Here is a 15,383-nt window from a genome sequence, read left to right on the forward strand (position 1 = left end):
CCGGTGAATATGCACGAGATGAGGACGGCGACGGTTTTCATGAGATTCATGTGAATACAATGGAGGGGTTCTGGTCGCTGTTGCGTTCCTGGTTGCGTCCTCATCGGGGTATATCACAAGAGAAGTTACCGCTGTATTTGGGTTTCTTCGAGTGCCTGCACAATATCAAGAAGCGCGGGAAAGCAGCTCTAACCGGTCTTCTGGGAGTGTTGTTTGGATAACTCCCCGGAATCCATTAAGAGCCTTTCTTTTTAGCCTCAGATTCTCTGGGGCTAACCTCTCAAATTCAATTCTGGAATAGGATAACCATGCGTGGATTGATCCAGCGAGTGCAGTTTGCCAATGTCCAAGTGAATGGTGAAATCGTAGGCGAAATCGGTGAAGGCCTTTTGCTCTTGTTGGGAGTAGAAAAGGACGACGATCAGGCAAAGGCCGACAAGCTTCTGGAAAAAGTACTCAAATACCGGGTGTTCAGTGATCAGGATGGAAAAATGAATCTGGGGCTGAAAGATACCGGAGGAGGGTTGCTGGTGGTCTCCCAGTTCACTCTGGTGGCCGAGACGCGCAAAGGTCTTCGACCAAGCTTCAGTTCGGGGGCATCACCTGAACATGGAGAGAAAATGTACGACTACTTTGTAGGGCGTGCACATTCTCTCCACCATGATGTAGCTACTGGCAGCTTTGGTGCTGATATGAAAGTCTCTCTGCTAAATGATGGTCCAGTGACGTTTAATCTTGAAGTGTAGAGTGGTTGTCGTCTTGGGCTCTTATTGAAAGTTCTGACCTCTCAGCTGCGCTTTCAGCATTGAGAGGTCATTAAGCATTGAGTCATGTGCAGTTGCTTTCGGGGGCCTGGTTCGGACAAGAGAAAATCCTGCAAGTAAGCAAGTTGGCTGCTGTTACTGCTACCAGAAGTGATAGCAGGTAGAAAGCTATGATATGCAAGGCTGGAACAGTAAAGTTCAGGGTCTTTGATACACCGAGAATGACGGGGAAGAGCCAGGATGTAAATGACACTGATCCTATGATGGTCATTTGTTTCAGTTCTGCTCTGGAAAGGGTTTCATTGACGGCTCGGCCAATGCAGGTCTTTAGCTTCGGAAGAATCGTTGAATGGACAAAGTAGCCATTAATACTGAGTACGATGACGATAAAGACTTTTGCCCAGACTTTTTCGTTGGCCAGATTTTCAGGCACCCATAAATAGTAATAAGCGATAAATGAGAGTCCTGAGAACCAAAGTAACAGAATACCGGTCAGTACAAACTTTGAGACGAACTCAATGGTTTGATACTTTTCCTGAGTCATATCCTTACGACCATTTTTGACCAGAAAACCGTCCAGAACCCAGGCTCCACCAATGCCAAAAGCCAGACCTGCCAAGTGTACGAAGGTAATAAGCGACTTCAGGTTTGTAATGTTAAAGAGCAAATCCATTAGATATTTCCTTTAATTTCTGGCTGTAGAAGTACTACATTCCAGGAAGTTAATGTCTTCTCGTTGTCCTTACTGCTTCAGATGAAAGCGACTGCTTTCACTCATGACTTACGAGTTGACTCAGGAAAAGATTCGCTGTCATAAATATTTAATTATTTAACTATTCTATTCTGCCTTTGGTGATGTGGATTACCTGTTTGGCCATGTCTCCATCACTCACGGTGAAGTTCAGATGAAGGTGATGCTCAGAGCCTAATCTACGGGGGATTTTTCTTTAGGGTATTGACCGCCGATCATACAGACAATACCGCCAAACAGACCATTTTCGTATCTGATTCTGCCAACGGGATCTGCGCTTGCCTTATTGAATACTCCATCAATTTCAAAATTAACCTGCTGAGCTAAATCACCTGGGACCAGCCAGATACAGGCTGCAATGGAGCACGACGGTGATGATTTTCGGCAACCTTCGGGTGTGCTCCCACGAACCCATTCGGTACCCTCTTCTTTACTGAGCAGTTGAGCAGCATTATAGACAGGGTGGTCGACATATTGCTCTCCACCAAGCCAGTAATCTTTGTAGGGAAGGTATGGTCCATTCCAGCCAGCTTTTCCTGGATTGCTAATAAGGTGGTCTATCTTGAGGTAACCATAGGCTGGGTCAGTATCAGAAGTCACTTGAAGCACTTCTCCAGTGTCTTTTCTGTATTCTTCAGCAGCATTTAAAAGAAGGTTCAAGTCACTGATCAAGTTGGATAAATCACTGTTTTTTTCTGCTCTTGAAAGGGGGCTTATACTGAGCAAAATACTAAAGGCGACCAGTAACAGATGAAGTCTCGTTAAAAGTAACTTGGTGTGATTGAGCAGACTTCCAGATTTCATGAGTTTCAATAATAAGTTCTTAAAACATGTCGTGTATTTTACTCAACCACTGTTGCCTGGTTGAACGTTATTGTCTGAATGTTATTCAGGTCTCTACAGAGCGGCAATATCCTAATGACCTTTCGGTGGGAAAGCTATCCATTTGAAATGTAATGCAGAGCACGCACAGGGTGCAGGCGGAGCCTGGGGTGACCTGCTGTTAAGAGTGATTGGTAGCCCCGGTCCCTATGGTTAGCAGACCGACGGAATGGGGAGTGCAACCTTCAGTACCATTAGGATCGTCATACTCTCAAAGAACTATGAACCTGATCATGTTGGAGTCAGTGGCTTAGACATCAGTTCTTATTTTCAGTCGGGCTCTGATCAGCTGAGATCCCGGTAGAGTGTTTCTATCCAACGATCCTCGGAGATAAACTGCCAGCCCCAGTCTTCCCATTCTTTTGGAACTCCCTGCTTTTTGATATCAGCAAGCGTCCTGTTTTTATCGAGATTGCTTTGCATCCATTCTATGGAATCATCAAGCATTCTTTTGAAGGTTAGAAGTTCTGCTTTGGTAGCCAGTTCACCGTGCCCGGGTATGATTTTAGTGTCGTCTTTAATCCTGCCGAGAATCGTTGCGACATTATCCCGATAGCCTTTAACTGTCCCGCCCGCATCCAGATCAACATAGGGAAAGCGATCCTTAAAGAACAGGTCGCCCATATGTACAACAGACTTGTCCCGCCACAGGACAATACTGTCTCCGTCTGTATGGCCTGCCCCCAGATGAATAATATCCAGTGTGTCGTTGTTGTAATGGATAGAAATTCCCTGATCATAGGTCACTACAGGCAAAGCTTCCGGAAGGACTTTGGGGTCAGCAGACAGGCGTTTCAGAACGTTGTGGTGAGCCATGATGGTTCCGTGCTGGCCAAAGTGGGCATTCCCACCAGTATGGTCGCCATGGTAATGGGTATTGATAACGAATCGGGGGTGTCCTGGCTGGATGTCATTCAGCGCTTTAGCCACCTTTTCCGCCAGCGGAGCAAATTGATCGTCGATAATGAGTAGTCCGTCTTTTCCGGCAGAAACGCCGATATTGCCGCCTGCACCGATAAACATATATGTGTTCTCGCTGACTTTAACAGGCTCTATGGTGACATTTTTAAAGCGGTCATTATGTGCCAGAAGGTTTGGGCTTGCTAAAACCGTGCAGGCTATCAAGGCCTGTAGTGTCCGTTTCATGGTACGCCTCATTCTTGTTGTTAGGTTTGGTGGTGCTGATTTTCTGTTTATTTGAGCCCTGTTGACTATAAATTAAGCCGGATGAAACCAGTAGATGCATTCTAATTGGGGCCGAACGTCTATATTTTTTGTTCCTCTCTATGAGTGACAACTGATAGACAATTGAAAAGGTTTTGGATCACTTTGAGAGGCAAGGCGCTCTCTGAGTGCTTTGATCCAAATTGCCAAAACGACTTTTTTCAACAAAACTGATTTTCATTCTTTTTCTCTCCTATCCTGACCTTCCATCGTTGATCAAGGTGGAGCAATGGCTCGTAAACTGTTTTTCTGGATTGCTATCGGCGGGATGCTGATCACGCTCATATTGTCGTTCTTCTGGCCTGGATTGCTGTGGCTTTTTGTTTTTCTGGTGCCCTATACCCTGCTGGGAATTCTAGATCTGACCTGGACCAGTCACAATGTACTGCAAAATTATCCAGTGATTGGTCACATGCGCTATGCATTGGAATTTATCAGTCCTGAAATTCATCAATATTTTATTGAGTCCAATCAGAGTGGCAGGCCCTTCAATCGTGAAATTCGTAACCTGGTTTACTCTCGTGCCAAGGGGAAGTCTGATACTCAACCTTTTGGTACCCAGTTTGATCTGACGGATTGTGGCCATCATCGAGCCAACCATTCCCTGACGCCAAAGGAGGTGGGTGCGTCCCATGGCAAGCTTTTAATTGGTGAGCTCACATGTTCTGAACCTTATCTTGCCTCCAGGTTGAATATATCCGGAATGAGTTTTGGAGCTCTAAGTGCCAATGCGATAAAGGCTATGAATGCAGGGGCGCGCCGGGGAGGTTTTGCTCATAACACAGGGGAAGGTGGATTAAGTCGCCATCATCTGGCACAGGGAGGCGATCTGATCTGGCAGATAGGAACGGGTTACTTTGGTTGCCGTACGTCAGACGGTCATTTTGATGAAGCGGTCTTTGCTGAAAAAGTGAAACATGAAGCCGTGAAGATGGTGGAGGTGAAATTGTCTCAGGGGGCAAAGCCTTCTCATGGTGGTGTTCTGCCTGCGGTGAAAGTGTCAAAAGAGATTGCCGAAGCCAGGGGAGTGCCTGAAGGTGTGACAGTGATGTCTCCTCCAGCCCATTCTGCATTCTCAACACCCAAAGAGCTGATTATGTTTGTGGATCATCTTCGGCACCTCTCAGGCAAGCCAGTGGGTTTTAAAATCTGTTTGGGAAACCGGATAGAGTTCATGGGCATCTGCAAGGCCATGCTGGAAACGGGTCTGGCGCCGGACTTTATCACTATTGATGGTGCAGAAGGAGGCACTGGAGCGGCTCCGGTGGAGTATACCGATCGTTTGGGTATGCCTCTGAACGAAGCGCTGGTGTTTGCTCACAACACACTGGTGGGCGCAGGGCTGAGAGAGCAGGTAAAGATAATTGCCAGCGGCAAGGTGGCATCTGGTTTTGATATGGTGACAAAGATTGCCCTTGGAGCCGATATGTGTAACTCGGCTAGAGCCATGATGTTTGCAGTGGGCTGTATCCAGGCCTTGAGGTGCAATACTAATCACTGTCCGACTGGCGTCACCACTCAAGACCCGATCAGGGGGAAAGCGGTCAATGTTGCCGAAAAACAGATCAGGGTGGCCAATTATCATCGGGCTACAGTGGCGAGTTTTCTGGATATTGTTGGCGCTATGGGACTGGAGAGTCCCGATCAGTTAAGTGGCAGGCATATATTCCGCCGCCTTGCCGATCAGTCAGAAGCTTCCTACGCAACGATTTACCCTGTTCTTGAATCCGGTTGTCTGCTGGAGGGGGCAGATATATTTGGATACAGCAACCATTGGGCACAGGCATCGGGCGATGAGTTTTTACCGTTTGGGGAGTCTGGTCAGGGATTGCTGAAGGTGTGTCTGGAATAAAATAGACATGCCGGCCAGAGGACCGGCATGTCTTGCAATTACATCTGTTCTACAGTCTCAATTCCCATCAGGTCCAGACCTGTTTTGAGAATATGAGCGGTCAGGGCACAGATCTGCAAACGACTGTTCTTAACCGTGTCGCTTACACCTTCTTTATTCACCGGGCAGTTTTCATAAAAGCTCATGAAAGCGCCAGACAGGTCGTAGAGATAGCTGCACAGTACATGAGGAGTACCTTCACGAGCAGCCTGATCAATGGTTTCGCTGAAACGATTGAGTTTCAGAGCCAAATCTCTTTCAGCAGGCTCTTCGATCAGGATATCGCCTGTCAGGTCAGACTCGGATACACCCGCCTTACGGAAAATGCTCTTCACACGGGTGTAGGCATAAAGCAGGTAAGGCGCGGTATTGCCTTCAAATGCCAGCATGGTGTCCCAGTCGAAAACATAATCGCTGGTGCGGTTTTTCGACAGATCAGCGTATTTAACGGAACCCATGGCCACGGCCTTGATGACTTTCACTTTCTGCTCTTCGCTGAGGTCAGACGCTTTGGTGGCAATCAGTCTGGCTGCACGCTCTTCGGCTTCATCCAGCAGGTCTACCAGTTTGATGGTGGTGCCAGCGCGGGTTTTGAAAGGTTTGCCATCTTTGCCCAGCATCATGCCGAAAGCGTGGTGTTCTGTCCGGGTATCTTCGTTGACGAAGCCAGCCTTGCGGGCAATGGTGAAGATCTGGTCAAAGTGCTGACCCTGACGAGCATCGACATAGTAGAGGACTCGATCGGCATTCAGGGAGTGGGTTCTGTGACGCAGGGCTGCAAGGTCAGTGGTGGAGTAGAGGAAACCACCGCCTGACTTCTCGACGATAACGCCCATTGGGTCACCGTCTTTGTTCTTGAATTCGTCCAGAAAAACGACGTTGGCGCCCTGGTCTTCACTGAGCAGACCTTTGCTTTTCAGTTCGTTAATGATGGTAGGCAGACTGTCGTTGTAGGCGCTCTCACCCATAACATCTGCTGGAGTCAGGGATACATTCAGTCGCTCATAGACTTCCTGGTTGTGAGACAGGGTAATATCAACCAGCTTTTTCCAGAGCTTCAGGCAATGCTCGTCACCAGACTGAAGTTCAACCACGTACTCACGGGCTTTGATGGCAAAAGCTTCATCATCATCAAAACGCTTTTTGGCCGCCTTGTAGAAGGTTTCCATATTGGAAAGCTCCATGGCCTGGGCTTCCTGACTGTCCTGCTCCAGTTCTTCCAGATGAGCGATCAACATGCCGAACTGTGTGCCCCAGTCGCCAAGGTGGTTCTGACGAATGACCTTGTGACCCAGGAATTCAAGGGTGCGTGCAGTGGCATCACCAATGATGGTGGAGCGAATATGACCAATGTGCATTTCTTTGGCCACATTGGGGGCAGAGTAATCGACGATAACGGTTTCCGGGGTCTCAGTGGCTGCTACACCGGAACGTTCGTCTTTCACAGCATCCTGCAGGCGGGCCGCCAGCCATTCAGGCTTAAGGTAGATATTGATAAAACCCGGGCCGGCAATTTCTGTTTTTTCAGCGATGCCTTCCAGGTCCAGATGCTCTTCCACTTTCTGGGCCAGGTCGCGAGGCTTGAGTCCCATTTTCTTCGCTGCTGCCATCACTGCATTGCACTGGTAGTCACCGAAATTGGCACGAGCGCTCTGGCGAACCATGGCGGGGGTATCTTCCGGAGCTCCGGCGGCAATCAGTGCTTTGACGACTCTGTCTTCAAGCAGCTTGAGAATATTCATGGAAAAAAGTCCTTGGTCTGAAACTTGTGTCAATCTTATCTAACAGCAGGGCCTGTTGACCTTCCCGGTCAGAGCCAGCCTTGTTCTGCAATAAAAGGCATGGTGTTAAAGGTGGCGATTGCTTGAGTGGCAATCTGTCAGCCTTGGCATCGTCGCAGGGTGAAAGTCAGGCAGCGCAAGCGCTTACCATGATGGAGGGCAATATCAGTTGCTGGCTGAAGCCGTTCATGACTCACCGAGTGAAAGGCGGATGAGAGTGATTTCATAGCCGGAAATAATAGCGAATAAAACCGCTTTGAGACAATAGCCAGCATTACTGAAATTAAAGGCGCTCCCCTGGAGGGTGTCATGGTAACGCCTGGTAACCGTGGTAATATGAACCTGTTCGTGAAAACGGTCTTTTTTAAAAGGATATTTTGCAAAACCGGACGTCATGCATGAGGATGAACAAGCCGTTTTTTCTTGTGACGTTGATTTTGCACCAGGCATATGAGCACCCGTACCCCAGCTAAAAGAGGCGCCAGTAAGGCTGCTTCCAGAAAAAAATCAAACCGACAGTCCAAGCTTCCAGGCTGGATGTGGCTGATAACAGGTTTTGCTGCCGGTTTTTTTGTGGCCTTCCTGATCAAGCTGACACCAGCCCCCATTCCCGTGGATGCTTCGGTCAAGGCAGTTGATTCAGCAAAACCTGAAAAGGAAGCGCCCGATCCCGTTTTTGACTTTTATACTGTCTTGCCAGAGCAGGAAGTTATTCTGCCTGAACCAGAACGACAGCCGCCTAAAGTGGCCACCAAAGAGAAAACAGCGGATACACCTAAGCCAGAGGCTAAAACAGCTACCAAGCCTGGTGTTAAGTATTTACTGCAGGCAGGGTCTTTCCGCAGTGCCAAGGATGCTGATCGCTTGAGGGCGCAGCTACTGTTAGCCGGCCAGGAGCCCAGGGTGGTTAAAGTGACGGTCGGTGCTGGTGAGTCATGGCACAGGGTTCAGCTGGGACCTTTTGAAACCAGTGAAAGTATCGATCAGGCCAAAAAAGTGCTGGCAGATTTTAAAATTGACGGTTTATTGCTGAGGATGAAATGAAAGCACCGGTGGCTCCAAAGAAAGCGCATGAGACAGTTCAGCATGGTATTCGCAGGGTGGATGATTACCACTGGCTGAGAGATCAAAACTGGCAGAAGTTTATAGCCGGGGACCTGAGTTTCGATGATCCTGCCGTTCTTGAATACATTGAGGCCGAGAACGCCTACAAAGATGAGCTGATGAAAAGCTACAAGGACGTCGAAGAAACTCTCTACGGCGAGGTGCTTTCCCGTATCAAGGAAGACGATGAGTCCTGGCCGGTGAAGCAGGGGGATTACTTTTATTACTCTCGGGAGGAGAAAGGAAAGGACTACCCGATTCTCTGTCGCAAAAAAGGCTCGCGAGAAGCAGCAGAAGATATTTACTTTGACATCAACAAGGAAGCTGAAGGCAAAGAGCTTTATATTTTCGGAGCTTCCGGCACGAACCTTAATCAGACTCACTTTGCCTACAGTTTCAATTTGACCGGCTCTATGGAAAAAACGATCCGGGTCAGGGACCTGACTACCGGAAAGGATCTGGATTGGGAGTTTCCTAATAGTACCGGGTCATTCCTCTGGCATGGCAACGAACATCTGTACATTGTTGAACGTGATGAGTCCGGACGTGGTCGGGATATCTATAAAATCGATATCCACAAAGGTGTTGCTGAGAAGGAATTAATTTTCTCCAAGCCTGAAGAATACGACAGTATGTTCTTATCTTTGTCCCGAACCAATGATCGTAAGTACTTCATGGTTCATCTGGACAGTGGTTCGACGCATGTCGTTTATGCGGCGGGTAAGGACTCTGATCAGTTTGAGAAGTTTGCAGTGGGTGAGAATGATGTCTCCTTTTCCCTGGAGCATTACCACGGCGACTTTTATGTCCTGACGAACCAGGACGGAGCCAATGACTTCAAGGTCATGAAATGTCCTGCAGAGCAGGGAAGTTGGGGGAAGGAAAACTGGCAAACGTTTATTCCTGAACAGAAAGATCTCTGTCTGAGCAGCATCCATTTTTACAGTCATTTTCTGGTTGTTGAACGTAAGAATAATCAGAAAATGCTGGATGAAGTGGTCGTAATGGATATGGATTCAAGAGAGTCCTCAGCGCAACAAAAGTCCTCAACGATATCCATGCCGGATGAAGCCTATTGTCTCGAGTTTTATGGTGACTGGGACCATCAGGCAACCGTTGTTCGGCTTGATTATGATTCTCCAGTAGCGCCTAACACAGTCTTTGAGTTGAATCTGGAAAGTGGTGACCTGAATAAGGTTTACCAGAAAGATGTTCCCAACTTTGATGGTTCTCTCTACGAAGTAAAAAGAGAGTTTGCCAAGGCTCGGGATGGTGAGCAGGTGCCACTGACTATTATCCACAAAAAAGGTCTACAGCTGGATGGCAGCAATAAGGCTATGGTCTATGGCTATGGTTCTTATGGTTATGGCATGTCTGCAGGCTTTTCTTCGCCCAAGTTCAGCTTGATTGATCGTGGTTTTGTCTATGCCATTGCTCATATTCGCGGTGGGGATGACAAAGGTTATAACTGGTACCTTGACGGCAAAATGCAGCACAAGATGAATACCTTTAATGATTTTATCGATTGCTGTGAGCATCTGATTGACCGTGACTATACGGCCAAAGGTCAAATTGCTATTAACGGTGGCAGTGCTGGTGGCTTGTTGATGGGCGCAGTAACCAACATGAGACCTGATCTCTTTGGCTGTGTGGTGGCTGATGTAGCCTTTGTGGATGTGATCAATACTATCAGTGATGCATCCTTGCCTCTGACCGCTCCGGAGTGGGAAGAGTGGGGTAATCCCATTACCAGTAAAGCAGACTTTGAATACATCTCCAGCTATTCGCCCTACGACAACGTTAAAGCTATGGAGTATCCTCCAACACTTTATAACTCCGGCATATCCGATGAGCAGGTCACCTATTGGGAACCTACCAAGATGGTGGCTAAGCTGAGGGCGATGAAAACAGATGACAATCCTTTGATTCTCAATATGAAAATGCATGCGGGCCATGCCGGTGCCAGTAAGCGTTACGAATGGATTGAAGATATTGCTTTTGACTATGCCTTCATTCTGAGGTGTTTTAGTATCAGTTAGTGGTGATTTTGATTCGAGTGAACCGGCTCGTCGAGCCGGTTCTATAAAACTTAAACGATAGTCCTGCTATTAAACTTATCCCTGCCATAAGAAACTTTTTTAACCACTGCCCTTGATAATTCAGTCTCATCCCCAATATTAAGTTTTGAATTAAACAATCATGCCAAAAGGAGCCCACCTTGGAACAGTATCGTGGCACCACCATTCTGTCCGTTCGTCGCAATGACAGTGTGGTCGTAGGCGGTGATGGTCAGGTTTCACTGGGTAACGCCGTCATCAAGGGCAATGCCCATAAGGTGCGTCGCCTGTTTAAAGGCAAGGTCATCGCAGGCTTTGCAGGTGGTACAGCAGACGCATTCACACTGTTTGAACGCTTTGAAGCGCAACTGGAAAAACACCAGGGGCGTCTGGAAAAAGCCGCTGTTGAGCTGGCAAAAGAATGGCGTACTGACAGGACTTTGCAGCGTCTGGAAGCTATGTTGATCGTGGCTGATGCCAAGGCGTCTCTGGTCATTACCGGAAATGGCGATGTCATGGTCACTGACGATGGTATTCTGGCCATTGGTTCAGGCGGCTTCTTTGCTCAGTCAGCTGCAAAAGCGCTTTATCAGAATACTGATCTGGGTGCGAAAGACATCGTAGAGAAAAGTCTGGAAATAGCCGCTGATGTATGCGTCTACACCAACCAGAACCGAGTCATTGAAGAAATCAAGATCGAACAGACCTGAGCTTCCAGAAAGCCCTGTGCTGATAAAAACCTTAAACCGGTGAGCCAGCTCCTCTTTAAGCATAAAGAGTTGTGAATGGCAGAGTTTTACGGTTAGAGAATTGATTTTTTGCTTACAGAGTTTGTGACATGTCGAATATGACCCCTCGTGAAATCGTTCACGAACTGAATAAACACATTGTTGGCCAGGATGATGCCAAGCGTGCTGTAGCCATCGCTCTTAGAAATCGCTGGCGTCGAATGCAGCTGGATGAAGAGCTGCGCAACGAGATCACTCCCAAGAATATCCTGATGATCGGGCCAACCGGTGTCGGTAAGACCGAAGTCGCTCGTCGTCTGGCAAAACTGGCAAATGCTCCCTTTATCAAGGTAGAAGCTACCAAGTTTACAGAAGTCGGCTATGTTGGCCGCGACGTTGAGTCTATTGTCCGTGACCTGGTTGATGCGGCGATTAAAATGCTGCGTGAGCAGGAAGTTGAGCGAGTTAAACACCGTGCCCTGGATGCTGCGGAAGAGCGTATTCTGGATGCCCTACTGCCTCCACCTCGCTCTTTCTCTGAAGAATCCGAGAAGCCTCAGGATAACTCCACCCGTCAGGTTTTCCGCAAAAAGCTGCGTGAAGGCCAGCTGGATGACAAGGAAATCGAAATTGATGTCCGCGAAGCCTCCATGGGTGTAGAAATCATGGCGCCTCCGGGTATGGAAGAGATGACCAGCCAGCTGCAAAACATGTTCTCAAACCTGAATACAGGTAAGCAGAAGAAGCGCAAGCTGAAGGTTAAAGATGCTATCAAACTGGTTCAGGATGAAGAAGCCGCTAAGTTGGTGAATGAAGATGAACTCAAGACTCGCGCTATCGAGTCTGTAGAGCAGAACGGTATTGTCTTCATTGATGAGATCGATAAAGTAGCCAAACGTTCTACAGGTGGCAGTGCTGATGTTTCCCGTGAAGGTGTGCAGCGTGATCTCCTGCCTCTGATTGAAGGCTGCACCGTTTCTACCAAGTATGGAATGATCAAAACAGATCACATTCTGTTCATGGCTTCTGGTGCTTTCCACCTGTCCAAGCCTTCTGATCTGATTCCAGAGCTGCAGGGTCGTCTGCCTATCCGTGTAGAACTGAAGGCGCTGACCACTAAAGATTTTGTTCGTATTCTGACTGAGCCCGATGCTTCTTTGACAGAGCAGTATCAGGCGCTTTTGAAGACTGAAGAACTTAACATCGCTTTTGCTGAAGATGGTATTGCTCGTATTGCAGAAGTGGCATGGACTGTGAACGAGAACACCGAAAATATCGGTGCCCGTCGTCTTCATACTGTGATGGAACGTCTGCTGGAAGAAGTCTCCTACAGTGCAGCAGACCTCTCAACAGAACACAGTGAATCACCACTGCTGATTGATGCTGCGTACGTTAACGAGCATCTGGGTGAGTTGGTTCAGGATGAAGATCTGAGTCGCTATATTCTCTGATCTTGTGGCCGGCCATGACTGAGTAGTTTTGGTCGGCTACTTTTTGCCTCTCTTTTCTGTTCGCAAGGGCAATGCGAATAAGAGCCAGGAAAATACCCGCTATCAAGCCCAGAATGCCGCCCAGTGTAACTATAAGCTTTTTATTGGGTTTGGATGGGAATACGGGTACCAGAGCTGGCTGTTCTATGCTGGCAGGCATCATTGAAGAAAAATCAGGATCTAAATTATCCAGCTGATTAATCTCATAAACACGGCTGGCTACACCTCTGATGTAAGGTTTATCAGTGTTACTTTGTGTCTGTTGCCTGCTGTAAAATCGATATTTTTCAGCTCTCTTTTTAACGGCATCAATTCTTGACTTGAGTAGCTTTTCTCCCAGCAAATAGGTTGCGCTATCGAGAATGGTTGCATTGACATCACTTGTCCGGAGCTCTGTAATGCCTGCAGCTTGAGCTTGTGCGAAGGCTTCTTCTAATTCTGTCAGTCTGAGTCTGTTATAGGATATAAAGTTTGATTCTAGTCGTTTGATTTGTGCCAGTAATTGCTTTTTCTTGATCCTGACTTGAGCTCGAAAATTTTCATTCATATTCTCGATAAATTGTTCTCTGGCATAAGGTAAAAGAGCCTGGTTGATGATGAGCGCAGATTCCTCAGGCTTTTCAGAGCTATATTGAATTTCTGTCCGTGAGGTATTGTTGTCTCTGCTAATAGCCAGATTAGCCGTAAATGTTTGATAGTTTGCTGAAAGTTCTTGTTCAGTCAGTGAAGATTTGTCCTCGGAAGCAGGTCTGGCAAGATTTGATCTTTCAAACGCGTATCGACTTGCTGTAGGACTTGTCAAATATTTTAGGTATATAGTGTATGCTTCTTCTGTAGAAAGATACTTATCGGAGTCTTTTGCGTCATTTTGTAAGGCTATTTGGGAGGCGCTACTATTCCATGCTGCGATATTTGCTGAGGAAGGCTCATTTAAAACGGCTTTTGCTGAGAAGCTCAAGGGGAGCTTAAAGGCAACAATGACTGATATCAGTAAAGAAAGAGAAGTTATGCCAATGATTAGCCATTTTTGATCAAATAGCTTCTCCATAAGCTCAAAAAGGTCGATGTCATCGTCAGGATAAGGGTTGTGATAGATTGAGCTGTGGGGCTGTAGGTTCTTCATACCTGACATAAAATCCTTAATGTGTAACGGTCTTTGGAAAATAATCTCTTATTATCCTGAATTGAGATCACGATGTCTTCTTCCATTTTGTGCTTATTTGAGGGGCTTATCATATGAGTTTGAGAGAGATTTCTTGTTCTTTTTATCGATTTCTCTAAGTGTTTTTTACTGTATTTACCTTGAGTTTCAATGAGTTTTTGTGAGAAGACTTTTGGATGCCGGTTGTAGTATTAATTACCAGTTTTAAATTTGATCATGTCATCAGTCTGGAATATTTGAGGCCTTTCCATGCAGCGTAAAATCCCCGAAGCACTGAACCTTCATAAACAGTCTCAACAGTTGGAGCTAAGGTACGACTTGGAAGAAGCCTATCAGCTCAGTAGTGAGATGCTTCGTGTCCATAGCCCTTCTGCGGAAGTCAGGGGGCATGGTAAGCCTGTTCTGCAGACGGGCAAAAAACAGGTTCAGATCACCAGTATAGAAATGGTGGGCCATTATGCGATTAAAATTCACTTTAATGATGGTCATGACAGTGGTATCTATGACTGGAGCTATCTCTATGACTTATGCCTGAATCAGGAACAGTATTGGGAGAGTTATCTGGAGAAGCTGCATCAGGCGGGCGAAAGCAGGGATCCGGATTCAACCGTAGTCAAACTGATGCTTAATTGAAGAGTGAACCTTTGGGTTTCCACAGGAAAACGGCCTTGTCCCAGGGGCATTCATAAAGCTGCATCATAGTCTTCTCATTGTGGGTCATAACCACCTGATAACTGATGGCTTCTCTTTGAGGCTTGCTGGTCAATATGATGGTGGCAGGTCTGCTCATAAGAACGGGTGTGCCTCCTAAGTTGCGGGTTTGCTGGTACAGGATATTCATAATAGTTGTGATACTGCCGTCCTCTGGATCATAGGAAAAATTGTCGTTAAAAGAGATCCTGTAGGTCCGATTGTCTGCGGGCAGGTCACTGATGTTTTTACTGAGTTTGCAGTTGTTCAGGTCAAGGTAGCCTGCTGGAGGTCGGTTGTTTTTTACAGCAGATAACAGCCAGCGATGCCCCATAATTTTTCCATTGGGGAGTGCATGGACTGTAGCAGGAAGCAGCATGGTTAACAGAGTCAGTATCTGTAACGTTATAAGCCATGTGCCATTGAAACTATTTCCCGTCACATCCGATATTGAAAAGTGTTTCAAATTTAATGACCTGGTCATCCCTGTCTCCCTACAGGATTGGCGCTATGAACACTGTATCGGCCATATCGTCAGGAAATTTCATAATGCCTCTGATCCATTATCCCTGAAGGGATGCGAGGTCTACACAGTCAGAATTTTCCTGTATCAACAGTATTTTCCAATTGAAAAATGAGCCTGAAGAAGAGTGCATGACTCCGGCCTCAGGCTGGTCGTTCATAGATGACTGTTAGTAAGTTCTCTCTGGCGTTTTGAAGCCTTCGTGCCGCTTCATTATCGGTCATGACATGCGCTTTCGCCTCCAAACTTTTCAGGGTGACTCCGCTCTTCAAGTATTGCTGGGCATCTTGCAGAGAAACAAACTTTTCATAGGGCGTCATCATATCTTCGTAACGG

At 47.0% G+C, this 15,383-nt stretch carries 15 protein-coding genes and 1 pseudogene; 8 read left to right on the plus strand and 8 right to left on the minus strand.

The annotated features are described in order from the left end of the window. A pseudogene (locus WG89_RS31160) lies at positions 1 to 221 on the plus strand (IS1595 family transposase); the annotation flags it as partial. An 87-nt stretch (positions 222 to 308) separates the two neighbouring features. Beyond that, positions 309 to 746: a D-aminoacyl-tRNA deacylase gene (gene dtd, locus WG89_RS12325; protein ID WP_062266366.1), complete on the plus strand. Its 438-nt coding sequence runs from the start codon at positions 309 to 311 to the stop codon at positions 744 to 746. 82 nt (positions 747 to 828) lie between these two features. Here dtd and WG89_RS12330 read toward each other — a convergent pair whose 3' ends face one another. The 3 genes from WG89_RS12330 to WG89_RS12340 form a co-directional block, all read right to left on the minus strand. Beyond that, positions 829 to 1,437, minus strand: coding sequence for a hypothetical protein (locus WG89_RS12330; RefSeq protein WP_062266368.1), 609 nt, complete (start codon positions 1,435 to 1,437; stop codon positions 829 to 831). A 252-nt stretch (positions 1,438 to 1,689) separates the two neighbouring features. Beyond that, a complete protein-coding gene (locus WG89_RS12335) occupies positions 1,690 to 2,187 on the minus strand; it encodes a type II secretion system protein (RefSeq protein ID WP_245662912.1) in 498 nt (165 codons plus the stop codon). A 495-nt stretch (positions 2,188 to 2,682) separates the two neighbouring features. Beyond that, entirely contained in the window at positions 2,683 to 3,543 is an 861-nt protein-coding gene (locus WG89_RS12340) for an MBL fold metallo-hydrolase (protein ID WP_216638479.1), read from the minus strand. Between the two features lie 307 nt (positions 3,544 to 3,850). Here WG89_RS12340 and WG89_RS12345 point away from each other — a divergent pair, with 307 nt between their 5' ends. Next, positions 3,851 to 5,473, plus strand: a complete 1,623-nt coding sequence (locus WG89_RS12345; RefSeq protein WP_062266377.1) for an FMN-binding glutamate synthase family protein — start codon at positions 3,851 to 3,853, stop codon at positions 5,471 to 5,473. A 38-nt stretch (positions 5,474 to 5,511) separates the two neighbouring features. Here the strand turns inward: WG89_RS12345 and argS are convergent, their stop codons facing one another. Together argS and WG89_RS12355 are read right to left on the minus strand one after the other, a co-directional pair. Further along, the gene (gene argS, locus WG89_RS12350; protein ID WP_062266380.1) at positions 5,512 to 7,254 is read right to left on the minus strand and encodes an arginine--tRNA ligase; all 1,743 of its coding nucleotides are present in this window, start codon (positions 7,252 to 7,254) and stop codon (positions 5,512 to 5,514) included. Between the two features lie 225 nt (positions 7,255 to 7,479). After that, the gene (locus WG89_RS12355; protein ID WP_062266382.1) at positions 7,480 to 7,743 is read right to left on the minus strand and encodes a hypothetical protein; all 264 of its coding nucleotides are present in this window, start codon (positions 7,741 to 7,743) and stop codon (positions 7,480 to 7,482) included. Between WG89_RS12355 and WG89_RS12360 the strand changes: the two genes are divergently transcribed. The 4 genes from WG89_RS12360 to hslU all read left to right on the plus strand — a co-directional run bounded on the left by WG89_RS12360 (position 7,744) and on the right by hslU (position 12,633). After that, on the plus strand, positions 7,744 to 8,337 hold the full coding sequence (locus WG89_RS12360; protein WP_062266385.1) for an SPOR domain-containing protein: 594 nt from the start codon (positions 7,744 to 7,746) through the stop codon (positions 8,335 to 8,337). Further along, the gene (locus WG89_RS12365; protein WP_062266388.1) at positions 8,334 to 10,436 is read left to right on the plus strand and encodes a S9 family peptidase; all 2,103 of its coding nucleotides are present in this window, start codon (positions 8,334 to 8,336) and stop codon (positions 10,434 to 10,436) included. The genes WG89_RS12360 and WG89_RS12365 overlap by 4 nt, the downstream gene beginning before the upstream one ends. A 179-nt stretch (positions 10,437 to 10,615) precedes the next feature. Further along, positions 10,616 to 11,164, plus strand: a complete 549-nt coding sequence (gene hslV, locus WG89_RS12370) for an ATP-dependent protease subunit HslV (RefSeq protein ID WP_062266391.1) — start codon at positions 10,616 to 10,618, stop codon at positions 11,162 to 11,164. Between the two features lie 128 nt (positions 11,165 to 11,292). Continuing rightward, positions 11,293 to 12,633 (plus strand): HslU--HslV peptidase ATPase subunit, encoded by a 1,341-nt coding sequence (gene hslU / locus WG89_RS12375; protein ID WP_062266394.1) that lies wholly within the window; start codon positions 11,293 to 11,295, stop codon positions 12,631 to 12,633. On the opposite strand, the gene WG89_RS12380 is transcribed toward hslU, so the two are convergent. Beyond that, a complete protein-coding gene (locus tag WG89_RS12380; RefSeq protein ID WP_062266397.1) occupies positions 12,575 to 13,804 on the minus strand; it encodes a Wzz/FepE/Etk N-terminal domain-containing protein in 1,230 nt (409 codons plus the stop codon). The genes hslU and WG89_RS12380 overlap by 59 nt on opposite strands. Positions 13,805 to 14,083: 279 nt before the next feature. Between WG89_RS12380 and WG89_RS12385 the strand changes: the two genes are divergently transcribed. Next, positions 14,084 to 14,467 carry a gamma-butyrobetaine hydroxylase family protein gene (locus WG89_RS12385; protein WP_062266399.1) on the plus strand — a complete coding sequence of 128 codons (384 nt, stop codon included), beginning with the start codon at positions 14,084 to 14,086 and terminating at the stop codon, positions 14,465 to 14,467. Here WG89_RS12385 and WG89_RS12390 read toward each other — a convergent pair. Together WG89_RS12390 and WG89_RS31165 are read right to left on the minus strand one after the other, a co-directional pair. Further along, the gene (locus tag WG89_RS12390) at positions 14,460 to 15,008 is read right to left on the minus strand and encodes a hypothetical protein (RefSeq protein ID WP_153301564.1); all 549 of its coding nucleotides are present in this window, start codon (positions 15,006 to 15,008) and stop codon (positions 14,460 to 14,462) included. The genes WG89_RS12385 and WG89_RS12390 overlap by 8 nt on opposite strands. A gap of 182 nt (positions 15,009 to 15,190) precedes the next feature. Then, a partial coding sequence (locus WG89_RS31165) for a hypothetical protein (RefSeq protein WP_216638471.1) occupies positions 15,191 to 15,383 on the minus strand: 193 nt, incomplete at its 5' end.

This window comes from Endozoicomonas arenosclerae (assembly GCF_001562015.1).
Taxonomy (GTDB): Bacteria; Pseudomonadota; Gammaproteobacteria; order Pseudomonadales; family Endozoicomonadaceae; genus Endozoicomonas_A; species Endozoicomonas_A arenosclerae.

Coding starts and splice junctions, on each gene's coding strand:
- WG89_RS12355 (WP_062266382.1), bottom strand. CDS start 7,743: ATGCCTGGTGCAAAATCAACGTCACAAGAAAAAACGGCTTGTTCATCC.
- WG89_RS12345 (WP_062266377.1), top strand. CDS start 3,851: ATGGCTCGTAAACTGTTTTTCTGGATTGCTATCGGCGGGATGCTGATC.
- WG89_RS12340 (WP_216638479.1), bottom strand. CDS start 3,543: ATGAAACGGACACTACAGGCCTTGATAGCCTGCACGGTTTTAGCAAGC.
- WG89_RS12365 (WP_062266388.1), top strand. CDS start 8,334: ATGAAAGCACCGGTGGCTCCAAAGAAAGCGCATGAGACAGTTCAGCAT.
- WG89_RS12330 (WP_062266368.1), bottom strand. CDS start 1,437: ATGGATTTGCTCTTTAACATTACAAACCTGAAGTCGCTTATTACCTTC.
- WG89_RS12385 (WP_062266399.1), top strand. CDS start 14,084: ATGCAGCGTAAAATCCCCGAAGCACTGAACCTTCATAAACAGTCTCAA.
- argS (WP_062266380.1), bottom strand. CDS start 7,254: ATGAATATTCTCAAGCTGCTTGAAGACAGAGTCGTCAAAGCACTGATT.
- dtd (WP_062266366.1), top strand. CDS start 309: ATGCGTGGATTGATCCAGCGAGTGCAGTTTGCCAATGTCCAAGTGAAT.
- WG89_RS12390 (WP_153301564.1), bottom strand. CDS start 15,008: ATGACCAGGTCATTAAATTTGAAACACTTTTCAATATCGGATGTGACG.
- hslU (WP_062266394.1), top strand. CDS start 11,293: ATGTCGAATATGACCCCTCGTGAAATCGTTCACGAACTGAATAAACAC.
- WG89_RS12380 (WP_062266397.1), bottom strand. CDS start 13,804: ATGTCAGGTATGAAGAACCTACAGCCCCACAGCTCAATCTATCACAAC.
- WG89_RS12360 (WP_062266385.1), top strand. CDS start 7,744: ATGAGCACCCGTACCCCAGCTAAAAGAGGCGCCAGTAAGGCTGCTTCC.